Origin of the sequence: Pseudomonas sp. GL-R-26, from assembly GCF_019947365.1 — a bacterium.
Taxonomy (GTDB): Bacteria; Pseudomonadota; Gammaproteobacteria; order Pseudomonadales; family Pseudomonadaceae; genus Aquipseudomonas.
In genome coordinates this window covers 1-19,806 of sequence record NZ_JAGYGI010000040.1, presented here as the reverse complement: position 1 = coordinate 19,806, position 19,806 = coordinate 1, and the positions used below count along the sequence as shown (strand labels likewise).

19 protein-coding genes are annotated in these 19,806 nt (G+C 60.0%); all 19 read left to right on the top strand.

Annotated elements, in window-relative coordinates; genetic code table 11:
• Nucleotides 1-144 precede the first annotated feature (144 nt).
• The 19 genes from KGA96_RS26875 (at nucleotide 145) to KGA96_RS26785 (ending at nucleotide 19,731) form a co-directional block, all read left to right on the top strand.
• Entirely contained in the window at nucleotides 145-1,074 is a 930-nt protein-coding gene (locus tag KGA96_RS26875) for a ketoacyl-ACP synthase III (RefSeq protein WP_046037718.1), read from the top strand.
• A 247-nt stretch (nucleotides 1,075-1,321) separates the two neighbouring features.
• On the top strand, nucleotides 1,322-2,746 hold the full coding sequence (locus tag KGA96_RS26870) for a flagellin (protein ID WP_223515563.1): 1,425 nt from the start codon (nucleotides 1,322-1,324) through the stop codon (nucleotides 2,744-2,746).
• Between the two features lie 73 nt (nucleotides 2,747-2,819).
• Nucleotides 2,820-3,170, top strand: coding sequence for a flagellar protein FlaG (locus KGA96_RS26865; RefSeq protein ID WP_223515560.1), 351 nt, complete (start codon nucleotides 2,820-2,822; stop codon nucleotides 3,168-3,170).
• An 81-nt stretch (nucleotides 3,171-3,251) separates the two neighbouring features.
• Nucleotides 3,252-4,637, top strand: a complete 1,386-nt coding sequence (gene fliD, locus KGA96_RS26860) for a flagellar filament capping protein FliD (RefSeq protein ID WP_223515557.1) — start codon at nucleotides 3,252-3,254, stop codon at nucleotides 4,635-4,637.
• A 157-nt stretch (nucleotides 4,638-4,794) separates the two neighbouring features.
• Entirely contained in the window at nucleotides 4,795-5,184 is a 390-nt protein-coding gene (fliS, locus tag KGA96_RS26855; RefSeq protein WP_046037714.1) for a flagellar export chaperone FliS, read from the top strand.
• 24 nt (nucleotides 5,185-5,208) lie between these two features.
• Entirely contained in the window at nucleotides 5,209-5,505 is a 297-nt protein-coding gene (gene fliT, locus KGA96_RS26850; RefSeq protein WP_046037713.1) for a flagellar protein FliT, read from the top strand.
• A 172-nt stretch (nucleotides 5,506-5,677) separates the two neighbouring features.
• The gene (locus KGA96_RS26845; protein WP_046037712.1) at nucleotides 5,678-7,153 is read left to right on the top strand and encodes a sigma-54 dependent transcriptional regulator; all 1,476 of its coding nucleotides are present in this window, start codon (nucleotides 5,678-5,680) and stop codon (nucleotides 7,151-7,153) included.
• A gap of 128 nt (nucleotides 7,154-7,281) precedes the next feature.
• A complete protein-coding gene (locus tag KGA96_RS26840; protein ID WP_223515572.1) occupies nucleotides 7,282-8,475 on the top strand; it encodes a sensor histidine kinase in 1,194 nt (397 codons plus the stop codon).
• Nucleotides 8,476-8,480: 5 nt separating this feature from the next.
• A complete protein-coding gene (locus tag KGA96_RS26835) occupies nucleotides 8,481-9,866 on the top strand; it encodes a sigma-54-dependent transcriptional regulator (protein WP_046037710.1) in 1,386 nt (461 codons plus the stop codon).
• A 130-nt stretch (nucleotides 9,867-9,996) separates the two neighbouring features.
• Nucleotides 9,997-10,323: a flagellar hook-basal body complex protein FliE gene (gene fliE / locus KGA96_RS26830; protein ID WP_008052868.1), complete on the top strand. Its 327-nt coding sequence runs from the start codon at nucleotides 9,997-9,999 to the stop codon at nucleotides 10,321-10,323.
• A 16-nt stretch (nucleotides 10,324-10,339) separates the two neighbouring features.
• Nucleotides 10,340-12,127: a flagellar basal-body MS-ring/collar protein FliF gene (fliF, locus tag KGA96_RS26825; protein ID WP_223515554.1), complete on the top strand. Its 1,788-nt coding sequence runs from the start codon at nucleotides 10,340-10,342 to the stop codon at nucleotides 12,125-12,127.
• Entirely contained in the window at nucleotides 12,120-13,139 is a 1,020-nt protein-coding gene (gene fliG, locus KGA96_RS26820) for a flagellar motor switch protein FliG (RefSeq protein WP_007983391.1), read from the top strand. The genes fliF and fliG overlap by 8 nt, the downstream gene beginning before the upstream one ends.
• 4 nt (nucleotides 13,140-13,143) lie before the next feature.
• Nucleotides 13,144-13,941 (top strand): flagellar assembly protein FliH, encoded by a 798-nt coding sequence (gene fliH, locus KGA96_RS26815; RefSeq protein ID WP_223467205.1) that lies wholly within the window; start codon nucleotides 13,144-13,146, stop codon nucleotides 13,939-13,941.
• Nucleotides 13,931-15,289, top strand: coding sequence for a flagellar protein export ATPase FliI (fliI, locus tag KGA96_RS26810; RefSeq protein WP_046037767.1), 1,359 nt, complete (start codon nucleotides 13,931-13,933; stop codon nucleotides 15,287-15,289). The genes fliH and fliI overlap by 11 nt, the downstream gene beginning before the upstream one ends.
• Nucleotides 15,290-15,295: 6 nt before the next feature.
• The gene (fliJ, locus tag KGA96_RS26805) at nucleotides 15,296-15,745 is read left to right on the top strand and encodes a flagellar export protein FliJ (protein WP_046037707.1); all 450 of its coding nucleotides are present in this window, start codon (nucleotides 15,296-15,298) and stop codon (nucleotides 15,743-15,745) included.
• A 116-nt stretch (nucleotides 15,746-15,861) separates the two neighbouring features.
• Nucleotides 15,862-16,161, top strand: a complete 300-nt coding sequence (locus KGA96_RS26800) for an STAS domain-containing protein (RefSeq protein WP_046037706.1) — start codon at nucleotides 15,862-15,864, stop codon at nucleotides 16,159-16,161.
• 5 nt (nucleotides 16,162-16,166) lie between these two features.
• Entirely contained in the window at nucleotides 16,167-17,873 is a 1,707-nt protein-coding gene (locus KGA96_RS26795) for a fused response regulator/phosphatase (protein WP_046037705.1), read from the top strand.
• A 30-nt stretch (nucleotides 17,874-17,903) separates the two neighbouring features.
• Entirely contained in the window at nucleotides 17,904-18,254 is a 351-nt protein-coding gene (locus KGA96_RS26790) for an Hpt domain-containing protein (RefSeq protein ID WP_223515551.1), read from the top strand.
• Nucleotides 18,255-18,354: 100 nt separating this feature from the next.
• Complete coding sequence (locus KGA96_RS26785; RefSeq protein WP_223515549.1) at nucleotides 18,355-19,731, top strand: flagellar hook-length control protein FliK; 1,377 nt, start codon at nucleotides 18,355-18,357, stop codon at nucleotides 19,729-19,731.
• The last annotated feature ends 75 nt before the right edge of the window (nucleotides 19,732-19,806 follow it).

Genomic DNA, 19,806 nt, shown 5'->3' with positions numbered 1-19,806 from the left:
TTCACTGTATCCTGTCTGCGGGCGGTGAAAGGTGGCGGACTGTTCAAGCTGTTTGCTTGAGCGCCGACGATGCCAGGCCCTGACTGTAGACGCCCTCGATTCAGCGAGCGGCGATGTTCAGCTGTTTATTATTGGGAAGCCATAATGATTGGCATAAAAAATATTGCGAGTTACGTGCCGGCAGCCGGGGTTGATAACTACGCCCAGGGTGCAAAGTTCGACAAGGACGAAACCTTCATCCTTGGCAAGATCGGTTCGGCGTTTTTGCCGCGTATGGATGCCGATCAGGAAACGTCCGATCTGTGTGTCGAAGCCGCCAAAGCGCTGTTCGCCGCCAGCCCCGAGCTCAAACGTGAAGCCATCGATTGCCTGATCGTCGTCACCCAGAACGGTGATGAAGAAGGGTTGCCGCACACCGCAGCGATCGTTCAAGACAAGCTGGGCCTGCCGACCCATGTCGCCGCTTTCGATATTTCCCTGGGCTGTTCCGGCTATGTGTACGGCATCTACGCGATCAAAGGCTTCATGGAAGCGGCAGGTCTGAAAAACGGCTTGCTGATCACCGCCGATCCGTATTCGAAGATCGTCGACCCGGAAGACCGCAACACCACCATGTTGTTCGGTGATGCCGCCACTGCGACCTGGATGGGCGAAAACGCTGTCTGGCAGCTGGGCAAGTCGAAGTTCGGCACCGACGGTTCTGGCGCGCCGCACCTGAAGGTCACCGACGGTGTGTTCTTCATGAATGGCCGCCAGGTCTTCAACTTCGCCTTGTTGAAAGTCCCGGCGCATTTGCATGAGCTGCTGGATGAGTCGAACTTGCAGGCCAGCGACATCGATGCCTTCTGCATTCACCAGGGCAGCGCGGCCATCGTCGATGCCGTAGCGCGCCGCTTCGAAGAAGGTGAGCCGGAGAAGTTCGTCAAGGACATGCTCGAAACCGGCAACACGGTTTCCTCCAGCATTCCGCTGCTGCTGCAAAACCATGTGTTCGATTCGAAATGGACGCGCGTGGCCATCAGCGGCTTCGGGGTAGGTCTATCCTGGGGCTCGGCGATTCTCTATCGCGGTTGATAGCTGGAATACAGGCATAAAAAACGCCCGGTAACGTAAGTTGCCGGGCGTTTTGCTTTTTTATGGCGCCGATTTTCTGGCTGTAAAGCCTTGAAAATAAAGGGCTGGCACGCTGCCACTAAAAATTTGCAAAAAACCGCTCAAGCAAAGCCTCTTCACGACGATAACTATTACGTAGGTTCTCTAGGCCACACCAGGCGGTAGCCAGGGCCGGAAGCCGCAGTATCCATCCAACGAGGATTTCGTCATGGCTTTAACCGTAAACACCAACCTTGCTTCCTTGACCGTTCAGAACAACCTGAACAAAGCTTCCGGTAACCTGCAGACCTCCATGCAGCGCCTGTCCTCCGGCCTGCGTATCAACAGCGCTAAAGACGACGCTGCCGGCCTGCAGATTTCCAACCGTCTGACCAGCCAGATCAACGGCCTGGGCACTGCCATCAAGAACGCCGGTGACGGTATCTCCATCGCGCAAACGGCTGAAGGCGCGATGCAGGAATCCACCAACATCCTGCAAAAAATGCGTACCCTGGCTCTGGCTTCCGCGAACGGCTCGCCAAGCGCTGAAGACCGTAAGTCGAACAACGCCGAGTACTCGGCTCTGACTTCCGAACTGACCCGTATCGCTACCACCACTACTTTCGGTGGTCGTAACCTGCTGGACGGTTCTTTCGGTACTACCGCTTTCCAAGTGGGTGCTAACGCCAACCAGACCATCAACATGACTCTGGGCGACGTTTCGGCTAGCAACATTGGTTCGCAACAAGTGAAAAGCACCAGCATCACTCCATCTGCAACGGCTATCGCCGGCGGCACGATCGTTGTCAACGGAGGTGGTGCAACCGCTAACGTAGTCACCACTACCACTGATTCGGCCAAGTCGATTGCTTCCAAGCTGGACGGCGCTGTAAGCGGTTTGTCTGCAACTGCCAGCACAGAAGCAGTTTTCACCCTGCCTACTGCTACTATTGCCGCCAGTGACTTCACCATGACTGTAGCTGGTGCGGCGGTTAAATTTGTGGGTGTAACCAGCCTTTCCGATCTTGCTGATCAGATGAAGTCGGGCGCTGCAAAACTGGGTATCAGCGTTAACTATGATGCCAAAGCCAACACCCTGTCGGTGAAGTCCGATACCGGCGAAAACCTGGCGTTCAGTGCTCTGGGTGGTGCTGCGAACACCATTTCGGTTGCGACCAAGAATGCTTCCGGCACCCTCGGCACTTCTGCTGTACTCGCTGCTGGTTTGACTGCCGTTGGCGCGGTCTCGCTGAACTCCACCAGCAGCTACTCGATGACTGAGGCAGCTGCCGGTACTTTGACTGGCTTGTTCGGCGGCGCTGCTGTCAGCTCCACTAAAACCACCGTATCCAACACTGACGTGACCACTGCCGCCAACGCGCAGAACGCCATCGACGTGATCACCAAGGCGATCAGCAACATCGACTCCCAGCGTGCTGACCTCGGTGCCGTGCAAAACCGTTTCGACAGCACCGTGTCGAACCTGCGCAGCATCTCGGACAACTCCACTGCTGCACGTGGCGTGATCCAGGACGTTGACTTCGCATCGGAAACTGCTCAGCTGACCAAGCAGCAAACCCTGCAACAGGCTTCCACCGCGATCCTGTCCCAGGCTAACCAGCTGCCATCGGCTGTGCTGAAGCTGCTGGGTTAATTCCGGCGCTTGGTAATTGACGGAAGGGCGCGTTTACGCGCCCTTTTGTTTTTTCATGATGAGGAGATCAGGCATGGACATGAGCGTCAAGTTGAACCAGTCCTATCCCGCCGTTGCCCTTCAGGGCGTAACGCCGAATGTCACGGGATCACCGGAGCAGCCCAAGGTTGAAGAGGTGAAGGCTTCGAACGCCAAGCCAAAACGTGACGAGCTGGAAAAAGCGGTCACCGATATTCAGGAATTTGTCCAGGCTGCCCAGCGCAATCTGGATTTTTCCATTGATGACTCCACTGGCCGGGTCGTGGTCAAGGTCATCGCCACCGAAACGGGCCTGGTGATTCGTCAGATCCCGTCCGAAGCTGCACTTAAACTGGCACAAAGCCTGTCGGACGCCAGTAGTTTGTTGTTTGACGACAAAGTCTGAACTGGCATGAATTTTGTTGCTGTCGCTGTTTAAAACGTTCCTGGTCAAGAAAACGGCAGCCACTGGATAAGGAGAGAGATGATGGCGGGTACATCGGTTAGCGGTATTGGTTCGAACATCGATACCCAGGCGATTGTGAAGTCTTTGGTGGACTCCGAAAGAGCGCCGAAGCAGACGCAGATCAACAGCCAAACGCTGAAAGCGACCACCTCGCTGTCGTCCATTGGCAAAATCCAGGCGGCGCTAGATGCCTTCCGTGGCGCGCTGGACAACATGAAAAACACCGCCAGCTTCAGCGGGCTGACTGGTACATCGTCCGACGAAAAAGTTGCTTCCATTACGATGGGTAATGGCGCGGCCGCCGGTAATTTCTCGTTGCTGGTCACCAAGTTGGCTACCGCGTCGAAAATTTCGACCAAGGTCTTTACTGACGGAGCCTCTTCAGTTGTGAACGCCGGTGCTACACCGACCACGTTGACTATTAAACAGGGTACCAGCACGTATGACGTCAGCATTCCTGCCGGCGCAACATTGCAGCAGGTCCGTGATTCGATCAACTCGCAGTACGCCAACCAGGGATTGAGTGCCAACATCCTGACCGATGCCAGCGGTTCTCGAATGGTGTTGACCTCGGCCACGACCGGTGTTGGCTCAGACTTGATCCTGTCAGGTACCTCGGGGCTGGAAACAGGTAGTTCGGTCCTTGCTCTGCCTCAGAATGCCGAGTACGTTCTGGATGGCGTTTCGATGACTTCCAAGAGCAATACAATTGCTGATGCCGTGAGCGGGATTACAGTCAAGCTTAACGGCGTTTCCCCGGTTCCGTCCGGTGGTGGTGCGGCGACGCCGGCCACCATCAGCATCGCTGCGAACAGCTCGACGCTGAAGTCTTCGGTCAAGGGTTTTGTCGATACCTACAATGCCCTGATCCGAGCGGCCAACACTGAGACCCAAGTCACTACCAATCCCGATGGTTCGGTGACGTCGGGGACTCTCACTGGCGATGCCTCACTGCGTTCATTGGTGTCGGCGGTGCGTACCGAGCTGAATGCGATGGGCGGGACTGGTCAGCTGAAATCGCTCGCTCAGTTCGGTGTCAAGACTGACCAGAAGACAGGGTTGTTGTCGATCGATGACAAGCTTTTCGATGCTGCTGCGCTAACCAATGCCGCCGACATCAACGGTATTCTTACTGGTGATACCGGGCTGCTGGCGCGTATGAAGACTGCCACTGACAGCTTCGCGCTGAGCAAGACTGGCGTGTTCGCTGCGCGTTCGGCAAGCCTGACCGACAGCCTGAACGACCTGAAGAAGCAGCAGGACACCCTCGATGCGCGGATGACCAGCTTGCAAGCGAGCCTGAGCGCCAAGTACACCGCGATGGACTCCCTGGTGGCCAGGCTGCGCGCCCAGAGCGACAGCATCATGACCACGCTCAATGCGCTGAACAATCCGAAGTCGGACTGATCCGGATCAGGCATAAAAAAACCCAGGCAGGCTGTCATGGCAGTGTCTGGGTTTTTTTCTTTGGTGGCGGGTCTGCGTTAAAGTTATGTGTCGCTCAGTCGACATAAAGATCAGAGCCTTCCCAATTTCAAGCTGTTGTCTGTCACGAGGTAGAAACATGAACCCCATGAGAGCCCTTCGCCAATATCAGAAGGTCAATTCCCATGCCCAGATATCTGAAGCCAACCCCCATCGCCTGGTACAGCTGCTGATGGAGGGCGGGCTGGACCGCATGGCCCAGGCCAAAGGTGCCATGGAGCGGGGCGACACTGCACTCAAGGGTTTGATGATGGGCAAGGCCGTGGACATCATCATCGGCCTGCGTGATGGCTTGAACCCGGAAAAGACCGAAGATCCGGCATCGCTGCAACAGCTCGACAATTTGTACGCCTACATGATGACGCGTCTGATGGAAGCCAATCGCGATAACAACGCGGCGATCATCGACGAAGTATCGGGTTTGCTCGAAACCCTCAAAAGCGGTTGGGATGCCATTGCCAATCAATAGGCCCGAGGGTCTGAGGATGACGTCATGAGTCAAGCACTGCGGCGGATTGAAGAAACACGTGAAGCCTTGGTCGACGCCCTGGCGGCGCGCAACTGGGATGCCATTGGCGAGCTGGATGCGGCGTGTCGCGAATGCGTCGACGAAGTGCTCAGCGACGCGCCCATCGACGAAGACGCGGTGCGGACTAATCTGGAAGGGTTGCTGGCCGTTTACAAAGAGTTGCTGACCGCGACGATGGGCGAGCGCCAGGCGATAGTCGATGAGATGTCGCAGATCAATCAAGCGAAGAGCGCGGCAAAGGTTTACCATCTGTTTGGTTAATTAACCCCAAGTTAATCCAAACAAGTGCGCCATAAATTTGACTGTGCACGGTTTTTTGACTTAACTAGTGGCTGGTTCCAGATTTCAGTCGTCTTCAGGCATATCAGGCCTGCAAGCGTTTAGCTTGCCCCAGCATTTTGGGCATTGAGTTGACTAGGGAAGTTGCTATTGCATGTGGCGTGAAACCAAAATTCTGCTGATCGATGACGATAGCGTCCGCCGCCGCGACCTGGCGGTGATTTTAAATTTTCTCGGCGAAGAAAATTTACCCTGCGGCAGCCATGACTGGCAGCAGGCTGTCGGCTCTTTGTCGTCAAGTCGTGAAGTGATCTGTGTCCTCATCGGGACGGTCAACGCTCCTGGTGCACTTCTGGGCTTGCTTAAGACACTCTCGACATGGGATGAGTTCCTTCCGGTTTTGTTAATGGGCGATAATTCTTCCATTGACCTGCCGGAAGACCAGCGTCGGCGAGTGCTTTCGACCCTCGAAATGCCGCCCAGCTACAGCAAATTGCTCGATTCGCTGCACCGTGCCCAGGTCTATCGCGAGATGTACGACCAGGCCCGCGAGCGCGGTCGCCATCGCGAACCCAATCTTTTCCGTAGCCTTGTCGGCACCAGCCGGGCGATTCAACACGTCCGCCAGATGATGCAGCAAGTCGCCGACACCGATGCCAGCGTGCTGATCCTCGGTGAGTCCGGCACTGGCAAGGAAGTGGTTGCGCGCAACCTGCATTACCATTCCAAGCGCCGCGAAGCGCCGTTCGTGCCGGTCAACTGCGGGGCGATCCCGGCCGAGTTGTTGGAAAGCGAATTGTTCGGTCATGAGAAGGGCGCCTTCACTGGGGCGATCACCAGCCGCGCCGGTCGATTCGAACTGGCCAACGGCGGCACCCTGTTCCTCGATGAAATCGGCGACATGCCGCTGCCGATGCAGGTCAAGCTGCTGCGTGTGTTGCAGGAGCGCACCTTCGAGCGCGTGGGCAGCAACAAGACCCAGAGCGTCGACGTGCGCATCATTGCGGCGACCCACAAGAATCTCGAAAGCATGATCGAGATCGGCACCTTCCGCGAAGACCTGTACTACCGCCTGAATGTGTTCCCGATCGAGATGGCGCCGCTGCGTGAGCGCGTCGAAGATATTCCGCTGCTGATGAACGAGCTGATCTCGCGCATGGAGCACGAGAAGCGCGGCTCGATCCGATTCAACTCGGCAGCGATCATGTCGCTGTGCCGCCATGGCTGGCCGGGCAACGTCCGTGAACTGGCCAACCTGGTGGAGCGCATGGCGATCATGCATCCATACGGCGTGATCGGTGTGGTCGAGTTGCCGAAGAAATTCCGCTACGTCGACGATGAAGACGAGCAGATGGTCGACAGCCTGCGCAGCGATCTGGAAGAGCGCGTGGCCATCAACGGCCATACCCAGGACTTCACCGCCAATGCCATGCTGCCGCCAGAAGGCCTGGACCTGAAGGACTACCTCGGTGGTTTGGAGCAAGGGTTGATCCAGCAGGCGCTGGATGACGCCAACGGCATTGTGGCGCGCGCAGCCGAGCGCCTGCGCATTCGTCGTACCACACTGGTGGAAAAGATGCGCAAGTACGGCATGAGCCGTCGCGATGGAGACGAGCAGGCGGATGATTGACGCCTGTTTTCCAATCCATTCATTTATAAGCAGTTTTTTTTAGGCACGGGTATTGCTACATCCCTCGCAACGTTCCGTTTCACTGACGGTCAGCCAAGCGAGAGAGCACGATGCCCCAAGCCGCCCAGATGTCTCCTGTCCCTGATGCTTTGGGGCAACCGTCGTCCGTAGAGCAGGCGAGCCGGCTTGGCCTTGAGCAGGCATTTGCGCTGTTCAATCAGATGTCCAGTCAGTTGACCGATTCCTACAGCATGCTTGAAGCCCGGGTAACCGAGCTCAAGGGTGAACTGGCGGTGGTCAGTGCCCAGCGCATGCAGGAGCTGGCGGAAAAAGAACGCCTGGCCAACCGCCTGCAAAACCTCCTCGATCTGTTACCCGGCGGTGTCATCGTCATTGACGCCCAGGGCATCGTGCGCGAAGCCAATCCGGCAGCGTGCGAGTTGCTGGGGTTGCCGCTGGAAGGTGAATTGTGGCGCCACGTCATTGCCCGCTGTTTTGCGCCGCGCGAAGACGATGGCCATGAAGTCTCCCTCAAGGATGGTCGGCGCCTGTCGATCGCCACGCGCTCGCTGGACGCCGAACCTGGCCAGTTGGTGTTGCTCAACGACCTGACCGAAACCCGCCACCTGCAGGATCAACTGGCCCGCCATGAGCGGCTGTCGTCACTGGGGCGCATGGTCGCTTCGTTGGCTCATCAGATACGCACGCCGTTGTCCGCCGCGTTGCTGTATGCCAGTCATTTGACCGAGCAAGAGCTGCCTGTCGCTACCCAGCAGCGCTTTGCCGGGCGCCTCAAGGAGCGCCTGCACGAGCTGGAACACCAGGTGCGCGACATGCTGGTCTTTGCCCGGGGCGAGTTGCCGCTGACCGACCGCGTGACGCCCGGTCAGCTGATGCAATCGTTGCAAGCGGCGGCGCTGACCCACGTACAGGACCTGCCGATCCGCTGGCAGTGCGACAGTCATTCGGGGGAGTTGCTGTGCAATCGCGACACCCTGGTCGGTGCGATCCTCAATCTGATCGAGAACGCCATTCAGGCCAGTGCCGGTCAATTGCGCCTCAAGATTCACCTCTACACCCGCGGCAACAGCCTGCGTCTGTGTGTCAGTGACAGTGGCTGCGGTATCGATGCCGCCGTTCTGGCGCGATTGGGCGAACCCTTTTTTACCACCAAGACTACCGGCACAGGTCTTGGCCTGACCGTGGTCAAGGCAGTGGCGCGTGCTCATCAGGGAGAATTGCAGTTGCGTTCGCGGCTCGGTCGCGGCACCTGCGCACAGGTGATCCTGCCGTTGTTCAGCAGCGCTCAAGGAGCGGAGTGACACAAATGGGTATCAAGGTACTGCTGGTCGAGGACGACCGCGCGTTGCGCGATGCGCTGGCCGATACGCTGTTGCTCGCGGGGCACGATTTCAAGGCGGTGGGTTCGGCCGAGGAGGCGTTGCTTGCCGTCGGCGGCGAGGCTTTCAGCCTGGTGATCAGTGACGTCAACATGCCGGGCATGGACGGCCACCAGTTGCTGGGCCTGCTGCGAGCGCGGCAGCCGCAGTTGCCGGTGTTGCTGATGACCGCTCACGGTGCGGTCGAGCGTGCGGTCGATGCGATGCGACAAGGGGCGGCGGACTACCTGGTCAAGCCATTCGAGCCCAAGGCGTTGCTCGATCTGGTGGGGCGTCATGCCCTGGGCAGTCTTGGCCTGACCGAGGGTGAGGGGCCGATAGCGTTCGAGCCTGCGAGCGCGCAGCTACTCGAGTTGGCGGCGCGGGTCGCACGCAGCGATTCCACGGTGTTGATCTCGGGTGAGTCGGGCACGGGCAAGGAAGTGCTGGCGCGTTACATCCATCAGCACTCTCATCGTTCCAGTCAGCCGTTCATTGCGATCAACTGCGCAGCGATCCCGGACAACATGCTCGAAGCGACCTTGTTCGGGCACGAGAAGGGCTCCTTCACCGGCGCCATAGCCGCGCAAGCCGGCAAGTTCGAACAGGCCGACGGCGGCACCATCCTGCTCGACGAAATTTCCGAAATGCCCCTGGGGCTTCAGGCCAAACTGCTGCGCGTGCTGCAAGAGCGCGAGGTCGAAAGGGTTGGGGCGCGCAAGCCGATCACACTGGACATTCGCGTGGTCGCCACCACCAATCGCGACCTGGCGGGTGAAGTGGCAGCGGGGCGCTTCCGCGAAGATCTTTACTATCGCCTGTCGGTGTTTCCCCTGGCCTGGCGCCCGTTGCGAGAGCGCACCGCCGACATACTGCCGCTGGCCGAGCGACTGCTGGCCAGGCACGTCAATAAAATGAAGCATGCGGCTGCCAGATTGTCCCCCGAGGCCCAGGCGTGCCTGATCGGTTATCCGTGGCCGGGTAACGTGCGTGAACTGGACAACGCGATTCAACGTGCGCTGATTCTGCAGCAGGGTGGCTTGATCCAGCCGCAGGATTTCTGCCTGGCCGGTCCGGTGGCTTGTGCGCCACTGCCTGCACTGGCGCAAGTACCGGTGCGCGCTGTGGAAATCGAGTCCGAGTCGGCCGGTGCGCTGGGCGATGACCTGCGTCGCCGTGAATTCCAGATGATCATCGATACCTTGCGCGCCGAGCGCGGTCGTCGCAAAGAGGCGGCCGAGCGCCTGGGTATCAGCCCGCGGACCTTGCGCTACAAGCTGGCGCAGATGCGCGATGCCGGCATGGACGTGGAAGCCTTTCTGTTCGCGACCTGATTGGCGGACAACAAAAGGCCCGGGAAGGGCTTTTGTTCAGAGTGGCCATGGAGCTGGCACCCTTGTTGCTAACACCTCACTACCCGCCGAGTGAGTGTCAAAAAATTGCGGGTCGTCAAAGAGAGAAACCATGAGCCAAGGTATTGAATTCAATCGGTTGATGCTGGATATGCGGGCCATGCAAATGGATGCCATGTCTGCGCCGAAATCGACTGCCGTCCCTGAAATGACGGGCAGCAGCTTTTCCGACATGTTCGGTCAGGCCATCAATAAAGTGAACGACACCCAACAGGCTTCCACGCAGTTGGCCAGTGCGTTCGAAATCGGCAAAAGCGGCGTCGACCTGACCGATGTGATGATTTCCTCGCAGAAGGCCAGCGTGTCATTCCAGGCGTTGACCCAAGTGCGCAACAAAGTGGTTCAGGCCTACCAAGACATCATGCAGATGCCGGTTTAAAGGACGAGATTGAGTCATGGCAGAAGCAGTCGCCGATAACGTTCCGGCCAAGGCCACCCCAATAGACGGCAAACCGCCGCTGTTCGGGTTGTCCTTCCTGGAAAACCTCTCCGAGATGACCATGTTGCGTCAGGTGGGCCTGTTGGTCGGCCTGGCGGCGAGCGTGGCGATTGGTTTTGCCGTGGTGTTGTGGTCCCAGCAACCGGACTACCGGCCTCTGTACGGCAGCCTTGCCGGCATGGACGCCAAGCAGGTCATGGATACCCTGGCCTCCGCCGATATCCCGTACACCGTCGAACCCAATTCCGGTGCCTTGCTGGTCAAGGCCGATGACCTGTCCCGTGCGCGGCTCAAGCTCGCGGCCGCTGGTGTCACTCCCAGCGACGGCAACATCGGTTTTGAAATCCTCGACAAGGAACAGGGACTGGGCACCAGCCAGTTCATGGAAGCGACCCGCTATCGTCGCGGCCTCGAAGGCGAACTGGCTCGCACCATTTCCAGCCTGAACAACGTCAAGGGTGCCCGCGTGCATCTGGCGATCCCGAAAAGTTCGGTGTTCGTGCGCGACGAGCGCAAGCCGAGCGCTTCGGTTCTGGTTGAGCTCTATTCCGGTCGTTCCCTCGAACCCGGCCAGGTCGTGGCTATCATCAACCTGGTGGCGACCAGTGTTCCCGAGCTCAGCAAGTCGCAGATCACTGTGGTCGACCAGAAGGGCAACCTGCTCTCGGATCAGGCGGAAAACTCCGAACTGACCATGGCTGGCAAGCAGTTCGACTACAGTCGTCGCATGGAAAGCATGCTCACCCAGCGTGTGCACAACATCCTGCAGCCAGTGCTGGGCAATGACCGCTACAAGGCTGAAGTCTCGGCCGACGTGGATTTCAGTGCTATCGAGTCGACTTCCGAGCAATTCAACCCGGATCAACCGGCGTTGCGCAGCGAGCAGTCGGTCAACGAACAGCGTACCGCCAGCAATGGCCCGCAAGGCGTGCCGGGTGCCCTGAGCAACCAGCCTCCAGCGCCGGCCTCCGCGCCGCAGACCACCGGCGGCACGCCGGGTGCAGCTGGCATGGTGCAACCGGGCCAGCCGCTGGTTGATGCCAACGGCCAGCAAATCATGGACCCGGCCACCGGTCAGCCGATGCTCGCACCGTACCCGGCGGACAAGCGTCAACAATCGACCAAGAACTTCGAACTCGACCGCTCCATCAGCCACACCAAGCAGCAGCAGGGCCGGTTGAATCGCCTGTCGGTGTCGGTCGTCGTCGACGATCAGGTCGTGATCAACCCGGCCAACGGTGAAACCACCCGCGCGCCATGGAGCGCCGATCAATTGGCGCGCTTCACTCGCCTGGTGCAGGATGCGGTCGGCTTCGATGCCAGCCGTGGTGACAGCGTCAGCGTGATCAACATGCCGTTCTCCGCCGAGCGCGGTGAGGTGATTACCGAAATTCCGTTCTACTCCCAGCCGTGGTTCTGGGACATCGTCAAGCAAGTGCTGGGTGTGCTGTTCATTCTGGTGCTGGTGTTCGGTGTGCTGCGTCCGGTGCTCAACAACATCACCGGTGGTGGCAAGGGCAAGCAGCTGGCCGGTATTGGCAGCGACGTCGAATTGGGTGGCATGGGCGGTCTGGACGGCGAGCTGGCCAACGACCGTGTCAGCCTCGGTGGCCCGACCAGCATTCTGTTGCCGAGCCCGAGCGAAGGCTATGACGCTCAGTTGAACGCAATCAAGAGTCTGGTGGCAGAAGATCCGGGTCGTGTGGCCCAGGTCGTGAAAGAGTGGATTAACGCAGATGAGTGATAACCGAGCCGTTGCCGCCAAACTGTCCAAGGTCGACAAAGCCGCAATCCTGTTGCTGTCCCTGGGCTCCACCGACGCTGCCCAGGTGCTGCGCCACATGGGCCCCAAAGAGGTTCAGCGCGTGGGCGTGGCCATGGCCCAGATGGGTAATGTGCACCGCGAGCAGGTCGAGCAGGTGATGAGCGAGTTCGTCGATATCGTCGGCGACCAGACCAGCCTGGGCGTCGGCTCCGACGACTATGTGCGCAAGATGCTCACCCAGGCCCTGGGCGAAGACAAGGCCAACGGCCTGATCGACCGCATTCTGCTCGGTGGCAACACCAGCGGCCTCGACAGCCTGAAGTGGATGGAACCGCGCGCCGTCGCCGACGTGATCCGCTACGAGCACCCGCAGATCCAGGCGATCGTGGTGGCGTATCTCGATCCGGACCAGGCCGGTGAAGTGCTGGGCAACTTCGACCACAAGGTGCGGCTCGACATCATCCTGCGGGTGTCCTCGCTGAACACTGTGCAGCCAGCGGCCCTGAAAGAGCTCAACCAGATTCTCGAGAAGCAGTTCTCCGGCAACTCGAATGCCTCGCGCACCACCTTGGGTGGCATCAAGCGCGCGGCGGACATCATGAACTTCCTCGACAGCTCCATCGAAGGCCAGCTCATGGACTCGATCCGCGAAGTCGACGAAGACCTGTCCGGCCAGATCGAAGACCTCATGTTCGTGTTCAACAACCTGGCCGATGTCGACGACCGCGGGATCCAGGCACTGTTGCGCGAAGTGTCCTCCGATGTGCTGGTGCTGGCCCTCAAGGGGTCGGACGAAGGCGTCAAGGAGAAGATCTTCAAGAACATGTCCAAGCGTGCGGCCGAACTGTTGCGCGACGACCTGGAAGCCAAGGGCCCGGTGCGCGTCAGCGACGTGGAAACCGCGCAGAAGGAAATCCTCACCATCGCCCGCCGTATGGCCGAAGCCGGAGAAATCGTTCTCGGCGGCAAGGGCGGCGAGGAAATGATCTAACACCATGGTCAAGAATGATGATGCACCCACTGACCTGATCCGGGCCAGGGATGTCAGTGGCTTCGAGTCCTGGGCGCTGCCCAGCTTCGACCCGCCGGAACCTGAGCCTGAACCAACGCCTGAACCCGAACCGCCGGAAATGGAAGAGGTGCCGCTGGAGGAAGTCCAGCCACTGACCCTGGAAGAACTCGAAAGCATTCGCCAGGAAGCCTACAACGAAGGCTTCGCGGTGGGTGAGAAGGAGGGCTTCCACAGCACCACGCTCAAGGTCCGTCAGGAAGCCGAACAGGCGCTGGCCCCGAAAGTTGCCGGGCTGGAACAGTTGATGGCGAACTTGTTCGAGCCTATCGCTGAGCAGGACACCCAGATTGAAAAGTCGCTGGTCGACCTCGTGCAGCACATCACCAGACAGGTGATCCAGCGCGAACTGGCCATCGACTCGACGCAGATCGAACACGTCATGCGCGAGGCCCTCAAGCTCTTGCCGTTGGGCGTGGGCAATGTGCGGCTGTACATCAATCCGCAGGACTTCGCACAAGTCAAAGCCCTGCGCGAGCGTCATGAGGAAACCTGGCGCATCGTCGAGGATGAGTCGTTGTTGCCTGGCGGCTGCCGGGTCGAGACCGAGCACAGTCGCATCGACGCCACGGTGGAAACCCGTGTCGCGCGGGTGATGGACAAGCTGTTCGATCAATTGCACGAGCAGGCCTTGCACCCGGCCGCGCCGGACCTTAGCCTGGAATTGCCGATCGACAGCAAGCCGGCGACCGCGCCAGAAGCGGATGCACCTGATGCGCCTTGAGCGCACCAGCTTCGCCAAGCGCCTGGGCAGTTACGCCGAGGCGACTGAATTGGCCGGCGCGCCGATCCTTGAGGGCCGCCTGCTGCGCATGGTCGGCCTGACCCTCGAAGCTGAAGGCCTGCGCGCCGCCATGGGCAGTCGCTGCATGGTCATCAACGACGACAGCTATCACCCGGTGCAGGTTGAAGCCGAAGTGATGGGCTTCTCCGGCAGCAAGGTCTTTCTGATGCCGGTCGGTAGCGTCGCCGGCATCGCGCCCGGTGCCCGAGTGGTGCCCTTGGCCGACACCGGTCGCCTGCCCATGGGCATGAGCATGCTCGGACGGGTGCTCGACGGTGCCGGTCGTGCGCTGGACGGCAAGGGCGGGATGAAGGCCGAAGACTGGGTGCCGATGGACGGCCCGACCATCAACCCGCTCAAGCGCGAACCGATAAGCGAGCCGCTGGACGTGGGCATCCGTTGCATCAACGGCATGTTGACGGTCGGTCGCGGCCAGCGACTCGGGCTGTTCGCCGGTACCGGTGTCGGTAAATCGGTGCTGCTGGGGATGATGACGCGCTTTACCGAGGCCGACATTATCGTCGTCGGGCTGATCGGTGAGCGGGGTCGTGAAGTCAAGGAATTCATCGAGCACATCCTCGGTGAAGAAGGGCTCAAGCGTTCAGTGGTGGTGGCGTCCCCGGCGGACGATGCTCCGCTGATGCGACTGCGTGCTGCCATGTATTGCACGCGCATCGCCGAGTATTTCCGCGACAAGGGCAAGAACGTCCTGTTGCTCATGGATTCACTGACCCGTTTCGCCCAGGCCCAGCGGGAAATCGCCCTGGCCATCGGTGAGCCGCCGGCGACCAAGGGCTATCCGCCGTCGGTGTTCGCCAAGCTGCCGAAGCTGGTGGAGCGGGCCGGCAACGCGGAGAAAGGTGGTGGTTCGATCACCGCGTTCTACACCGTGCTGTCCGAAGGCGACGACCAGCAAGACCCGATTGCCGACTCGGCGCGGGGCGTGCTCGACGGGCACATCGTGCTGTCCCGGCGCTTGGCCGAGGAGGGGCATTACCCGGCCATCGATATCGAAGCGTCCATCAGCCGGGTGATGCCGGCGGTGGTGTCGCCGGAGCACATGGTGCGCGCGCAGTACTTCAAGCAATTGTGGTCGCGTTATCAGCAGAGTCGCGACCTGATCAGCGTCGGCGCCTATGTCGCCGGCGGAGATCGCGAGACCGATCTGGCGATTTCCCTGCAACCGCAATTGGTCAAATACCTGCGCCAGGGCCTCAACGACAGCATCAGCCTGGGCGAAAGCGAGGCGTATCTGGCCTCGATCTTCGCGCCAGCGGCAGGCGGTTAAGCGGTCATGGCCCTGAGTCGGGCGGGACGGCTGGCGCCGGTGGTGGAAATGGCCGAAAAGGCCGAAAAAACCGCAGTCCAGCGCCTGGGGCACTTTCAAGGGCAGGTTCGCCTGGCTGAAAGCAAGCTCGCCGACCTTGAAGCCTTCCGTCTCGACTATCAGGAACAATGGATCGTGCGCGGCAGTGGCGGTGTCTCGGGCCAATGGTTGCTGGGCTATCAGGGCTTTCTCGCGCAACTGGGCACGGCCATCGACCAGCAGCGGCAAAGCCTGGCCTGGCATCAGAACAACCTGAACAAGGCCCGGGAGACCTGGCAGCAGGCGTTTGCCCGGGTCGAAGGCTTGCGCAAGCTGGTTCAGCGCTACGCCGATGAAGCGCGGGCTCTGGAAGACCGGCGCGAACAGAAGCTGCTGGATGAATTGTCCCAGCGCTTGCCGCGTGAGAATCCGTATTGAACCAGGACGGGCGCGATGTCGATTTGACAGGCACCATGATTTCCAACCTTGCCCCAACCTCTACACGATGCTAAAACTTGTACAAGCAGGTTCCTCAATGACAAGGAAGCCATGAAATGTCAGTCGTTTCAGAAGTGTCCCAGGACGGGCAAAAGCTGACGATCTCGGTCAAGGGTCGTTTCGATTTCGCCAAGCATCAGGAATTTCGTCAGTCCTACGAAGATAAACAGCTATCGGCGGTCGTGGTCGATCTGAAAGAGGCCACTTACCTCGACAGCTCGGCCCTGGGCATGCTGCTTTTGCTGCGCGATCACGCCGGTGGCGACGATTCCGATGTGCGCGTCGTCAACAGCAGTACCGACGTGCGCAAAATTCTCGCCATCTCCAACTTCGACAAACTGTTCGACATCAGTTGATTGCCATGCAGCCACTGGAGCCGCTGACGATCCTGATTGCCGAGGACAGCGCCGCCGATCGCCTGCTGTTGTCGAGCATCCTGCGCCGCCAGGGGCACGACGTGCTGACGGCGGCCAACGGTGCCGAAGCGGTCGACGTGTTTGGCCGGCAGCAACCGCACCTGGTGTTGATGGATGCGATGATGCCCGTCATGGACGGCTTCGAGGCGGCCCGGCAGATCAAGGCCCTGGCCGGGGAAACCCTGGTGCCGATCATCTTCCTCACGTCGTTGTCCGAAAGCGAAGCCCTGGCCCGTTGCCTGGAAGTCGGCGGTGACGACTTTCTGGCAAAGCCCTACAACCAGGTGATTCTCGCTGCCAAGATCAAGGCGATGGATCGCTTGCGGCGCTTGCAGGATACCGTGCTGCAACAGCGTGACCAGATCGCCCGGCACCACGACTACCTGCTCAACGAACAGCGCGTGGCCAAGGCCGTTTTCGACAAGGTGGCACACTCCGGCTGCCTGAATGCCGCTCCGAATATCCGTTATCTGCAATCGCCCTATGCGCTGTTCAACGGCGACCTGTTGCTGGCCGCGTTCACTCCGGCCGGAGACATGCACGTGCTGCTGGGCGACTTCACCGGCCACGGTCTGCCGGCGGCGGTGGGCGCCATGCCTCTTGCCGAAGTCTTCTACGGGATGACCGCCAAGGGCTACGGCCTGGCGGAAACCCTGCGCGAGATGAATGCCAAGCTCAAGCGCATCCTGCCGGTGGACATGTTCTGCTGCGCCACGTTGCTGTGCCTGAGTTTTCAGCGCCGTTCGGTGGAAGTCTGGAACGGCGGCATGCCGGACGGTTACCTGCATCGCATCGCCAGTGGCGAGCGAACGCCTCTGCCAGCGCGGCACCTGCCATTGGGGGTACTGAGCCCGGAATCCTTCGATGAGCGTACCGACGTGTATCCCATGGCCCTCGGGGATCGGGTGTTTCTCCTGTCCGATGGCGTGATCGATACCTGTGACGCCAATGATCAGTTGTTTGGCGTGCAGCGATTGCAGTGGGTGTTTGCCGCCAATCGCCATCCGGATGCACTGTTCGAAGAGATCGAGCAGGCGCTGCGTCATTTCGGCGGAGAAGCGCGCGACGATGTCAGCATGGTCGAAATCAGCCTGCTGGAGACGGCACAGATCACTCCGCCGGCGTTGGTCTACTCCGACAGCGGCCAGTCCTGTCCGCTGGACTGGTCGGTGAGTTTCGAGTTTCGCGCCGCCACGCTCAAGCGCTTCAATCCGTTGCCCTATCTGTTGCAGTTGTTGCTTGAGGTCCATGGTCTTCGGGCTCAGAGCGGTGCGCTCTACAGTGTGCTGGCGGAGCTCTATTCCAATGCGCTGGAACATGGCGTGCTGGGGCTGGATTCGAGCCTCAAGCGCGATGCTTCGGGGTTTGCGCGGTATTATCAAGAACGCAATACCCGGCTGGACGAGTTGCAGGAAGGCTATGTGCGGTTACATTTGCAGGTGACGCCAACGGACGATGGAGGTTGCCTGGCCATTCACATCGAAGACAGCGGCAAGGGTTTCGATGTCGAGCGGGTGATGGCAAGGCCATTGGAAGACGTCCGCCTGTCGGGACGTGGGGTCAGTCTGATCCGCCAGTTGGGGCGTAATGCCCGCTGGAGCGACAATGGTCGAAGTGCACGCGTGGAGTTTATCTGGGAGGCTCTGGCATAATCCGCGCATTCTTGATCAGGGAGTGAGCAAGTGGACGACACACATGTGGATCGCGGCGTGCTGAGCGCATTGCAGGAAGTGATGGAAGAGGGCTATCCGGATCTGCTGGATATCTTTCTTGCGGACTCCGAAGAGCGCCTGAAAGTCTTGAGAACGGCTGGCAGTACCGCACTGCTGGTTGAAACGGCCCATAGCTTCAAGGGCAGCAGCAGCAATATGGGCGCCGTCAGGCTGACCAGGCTCTGCCACCAGCTTGAGCAGCAGGCCGCCAGTTTGCCGTGCGCGGCCATTCAGGAGCTGGTCGGCAAAATCGATAACGAGTTTGCCGGTATCCGGCCTCTGTACGAAGCTGAGCGACAGCGTTGCCCGGCGAAAATCTGAGCATAAGCTGTATTGGCTCTCCTTCGAGTGAAACTGGCCCGACCTTTGCAGTCAACTCATCCAACTGTACTTACGAGCCCCGTGCAGCGGAGACCGTTTCATGCCCGTTACCCCCGATATTCTGCTTCAGGCCTCCAGACAGGCCAAGACTCAAGCCGGCTCCGCCAATCCTGCGGGGCAGGCCGTTGAGCCCGGGGGCACGGCCGCAAGCTTCGCTCATGTCTATGCCAGCCAGGCCCAGAACAAGCCCAATGTGTTGGCGGATGCCTCGGTCAAGCCGGGTCGTGACACAACCAGCGATGTCGCCGGAAAAAAAGACGCTGGCGACGACAAGTCTGCAACCGAGGAACCGGTGGTTGCCGATGGCGGCAAATCCTTGCCTGCTGACCAGTCGGTACAGGCGGACGACAAGACCGCCGGCGATGTTGCGTCAGATGCCGTTCCGGCTCCGGTCGTTGATGCCGCACTGCTGGATCCGGCGCTTGATCCTTCATTGCAGCCCGTCGTGCCGGCACCGGTAGCCCCCGCCGTGGTCGACACCGTGCAACCTGTGGTTGAAATGCCGGTTTCCGCCGCGGCTACGGCTACGGCTACGGCTACGGCTACGGCAACGGCTGCAATCGCTCCAGCGCCGGCCACTGCCGACGGTGATTTCGATCCCTCGACCGATCCGCTCGACGCTTTACCGGCGGTGCGCCTGGCGATGGAGCAGGGCGGTCACGTATCGGCTTCCAGCCAGGCACAGCCCAAGGCTGCACCGACACAGGCACAAGCCCCGGCTGACGGAGAGCTGACGTCGGCGCAAAACTTTGCCGCCGGCATGGCGACCCTGCTGGATGTTCAGGGTGACAAGAGCAGCACCAGCCAAGGTGACGACAAGGCTTTCAGCGGCTTGATCGATGACGGCCTGAAGGATCTCAAGTCCGCCAGCAGCGACACCCGTGTCGATGATTTCGCCAACCGTCTGGCAGCGTTGACCCAGGCGGCCACACCGAAGACAGCCAATGCCTTGCCGGTGAACCAGCCAATCGCCATGCATCAGAGCGGTTGGACCGAAGAGGTGGTGAACCGGGTCATGTACCTGTCCAGCGCCAATCTCAAGGCGGCGGACATCCAGTTGCAGCCCGCTGAACTCGGGCGTCTGGACATTCGGGTGAACATGGTTCCCGATCAACAGACCCAGGTCACGTTCATGAGTGCGCATCCGAGCGTCCGTGAGGCGCTGGATGGCCAGGTCCATCGCTTGCGCGACATGTTCGCGCAACAGGGCATGGGGCAGGTCGATGTCAATGTTTCGGACCAGTCCCGTGGTTCGCAGCAAGGGCAGGAACAAGCCCGGCAAAGCCAGACCGGACGGACCAGTGCCGGCGGTGGTCGCCTCGACTCGATGGATGACGACATCACCTCGAGCGTCGCTGAAGTAGCGGCCAACACCACCAGCGTGATCGGCTCCAGCGCGGTCGACTACTACGCCTGATCAACACAACGCCCAACCCTGTGGGAGCGAGCCTGCTCGCGAAGGCGGCACAACATTCAACATCTTTGCTGTCTC

What these genes read in the sequence shown, in the direction of transcription:
- KGA96_RS26845 (WP_046037712.1), top strand. Translation starts at nt 5,678, where the DNA reads ATGTGGCGTGAAACCAAAATTCTGCTGATCGATGACGATAGCGTCCGC.
- fliE (WP_008052868.1), top strand. Translation starts at nt 9,997, where the DNA reads ATGAGCCAAGGTATTGAATTCAATCGGTTGATGCTGGATATGCGGGCC.
- KGA96_RS26840 (WP_223515572.1), top strand. Translation starts at nt 7,282, where the DNA reads ATGTCTCCTGTCCCTGATGCTTTGGGGCAACCGTCGTCCGTAGAGCAG.
- KGA96_RS26785 (WP_223515549.1), top strand. Translation starts at nt 18,355, where the DNA reads ATGCCCGTTACCCCCGATATTCTGCTTCAGGCCTCCAGACAGGCCAAG.
- fliS (WP_046037714.1), top strand. Translation starts at nt 4,795, where the DNA reads ATGAACCCCATGAGAGCCCTTCGCCAATATCAGAAGGTCAATTCCCAT.
- KGA96_RS26795 (WP_046037705.1), top strand. Translation starts at nt 16,167, where the DNA reads ATGCAGCCACTGGAGCCGCTGACGATCCTGATTGCCGAGGACAGCGCC.
- fliT (WP_046037713.1), top strand. Translation starts at nt 5,209, where the DNA reads ATGAGTCAAGCACTGCGGCGGATTGAAGAAACACGTGAAGCCTTGGTC.
- fliJ (WP_046037707.1), top strand. Translation starts at nt 15,296, where the DNA reads ATGGCCCTGAGTCGGGCGGGACGGCTGGCGCCGGTGGTGGAAATGGCC.
- KGA96_RS26870 (WP_223515563.1), top strand. Translation starts at nt 1,322, where the DNA reads ATGGCTTTAACCGTAAACACCAACCTTGCTTCCTTGACCGTTCAGAAC.
- KGA96_RS26875 (WP_046037718.1), top strand. Translation starts at nt 145, where the DNA reads ATGATTGGCATAAAAAATATTGCGAGTTACGTGCCGGCAGCCGGGGTT.
- fliH (WP_223467205.1), top strand. Translation starts at nt 13,144, where the DNA reads ATGGTCAAGAATGATGATGCACCCACTGACCTGATCCGGGCCAGGGAT.
- fliG (WP_007983391.1), top strand. Translation starts at nt 12,120, where the DNA reads ATGAGTGATAACCGAGCCGTTGCCGCCAAACTGTCCAAGGTCGACAAA.
- KGA96_RS26865 (WP_223515560.1), top strand. Translation starts at nt 2,820, where the DNA reads ATGGACATGAGCGTCAAGTTGAACCAGTCCTATCCCGCCGTTGCCCTT.
- fliD (WP_223515557.1), top strand. Translation starts at nt 3,252, where the DNA reads ATGGCGGGTACATCGGTTAGCGGTATTGGTTCGAACATCGATACCCAG.
- fliF (WP_223515554.1), top strand. Translation starts at nt 10,340, where the DNA reads ATGGCAGAAGCAGTCGCCGATAACGTTCCGGCCAAGGCCACCCCAATA.
- KGA96_RS26800 (WP_046037706.1), top strand. Translation starts at nt 15,862, where the DNA reads ATGTCAGTCGTTTCAGAAGTGTCCCAGGACGGGCAAAAGCTGACGATC.
- KGA96_RS26835 (WP_046037710.1), top strand. Translation starts at nt 8,481, where the DNA reads ATGGGTATCAAGGTACTGCTGGTCGAGGACGACCGCGCGTTGCGCGAT.
- fliI (WP_046037767.1), top strand. Translation starts at nt 13,931, where the DNA reads ATGCGCCTTGAGCGCACCAGCTTCGCCAAGCGCCTGGGCAGTTACGCC.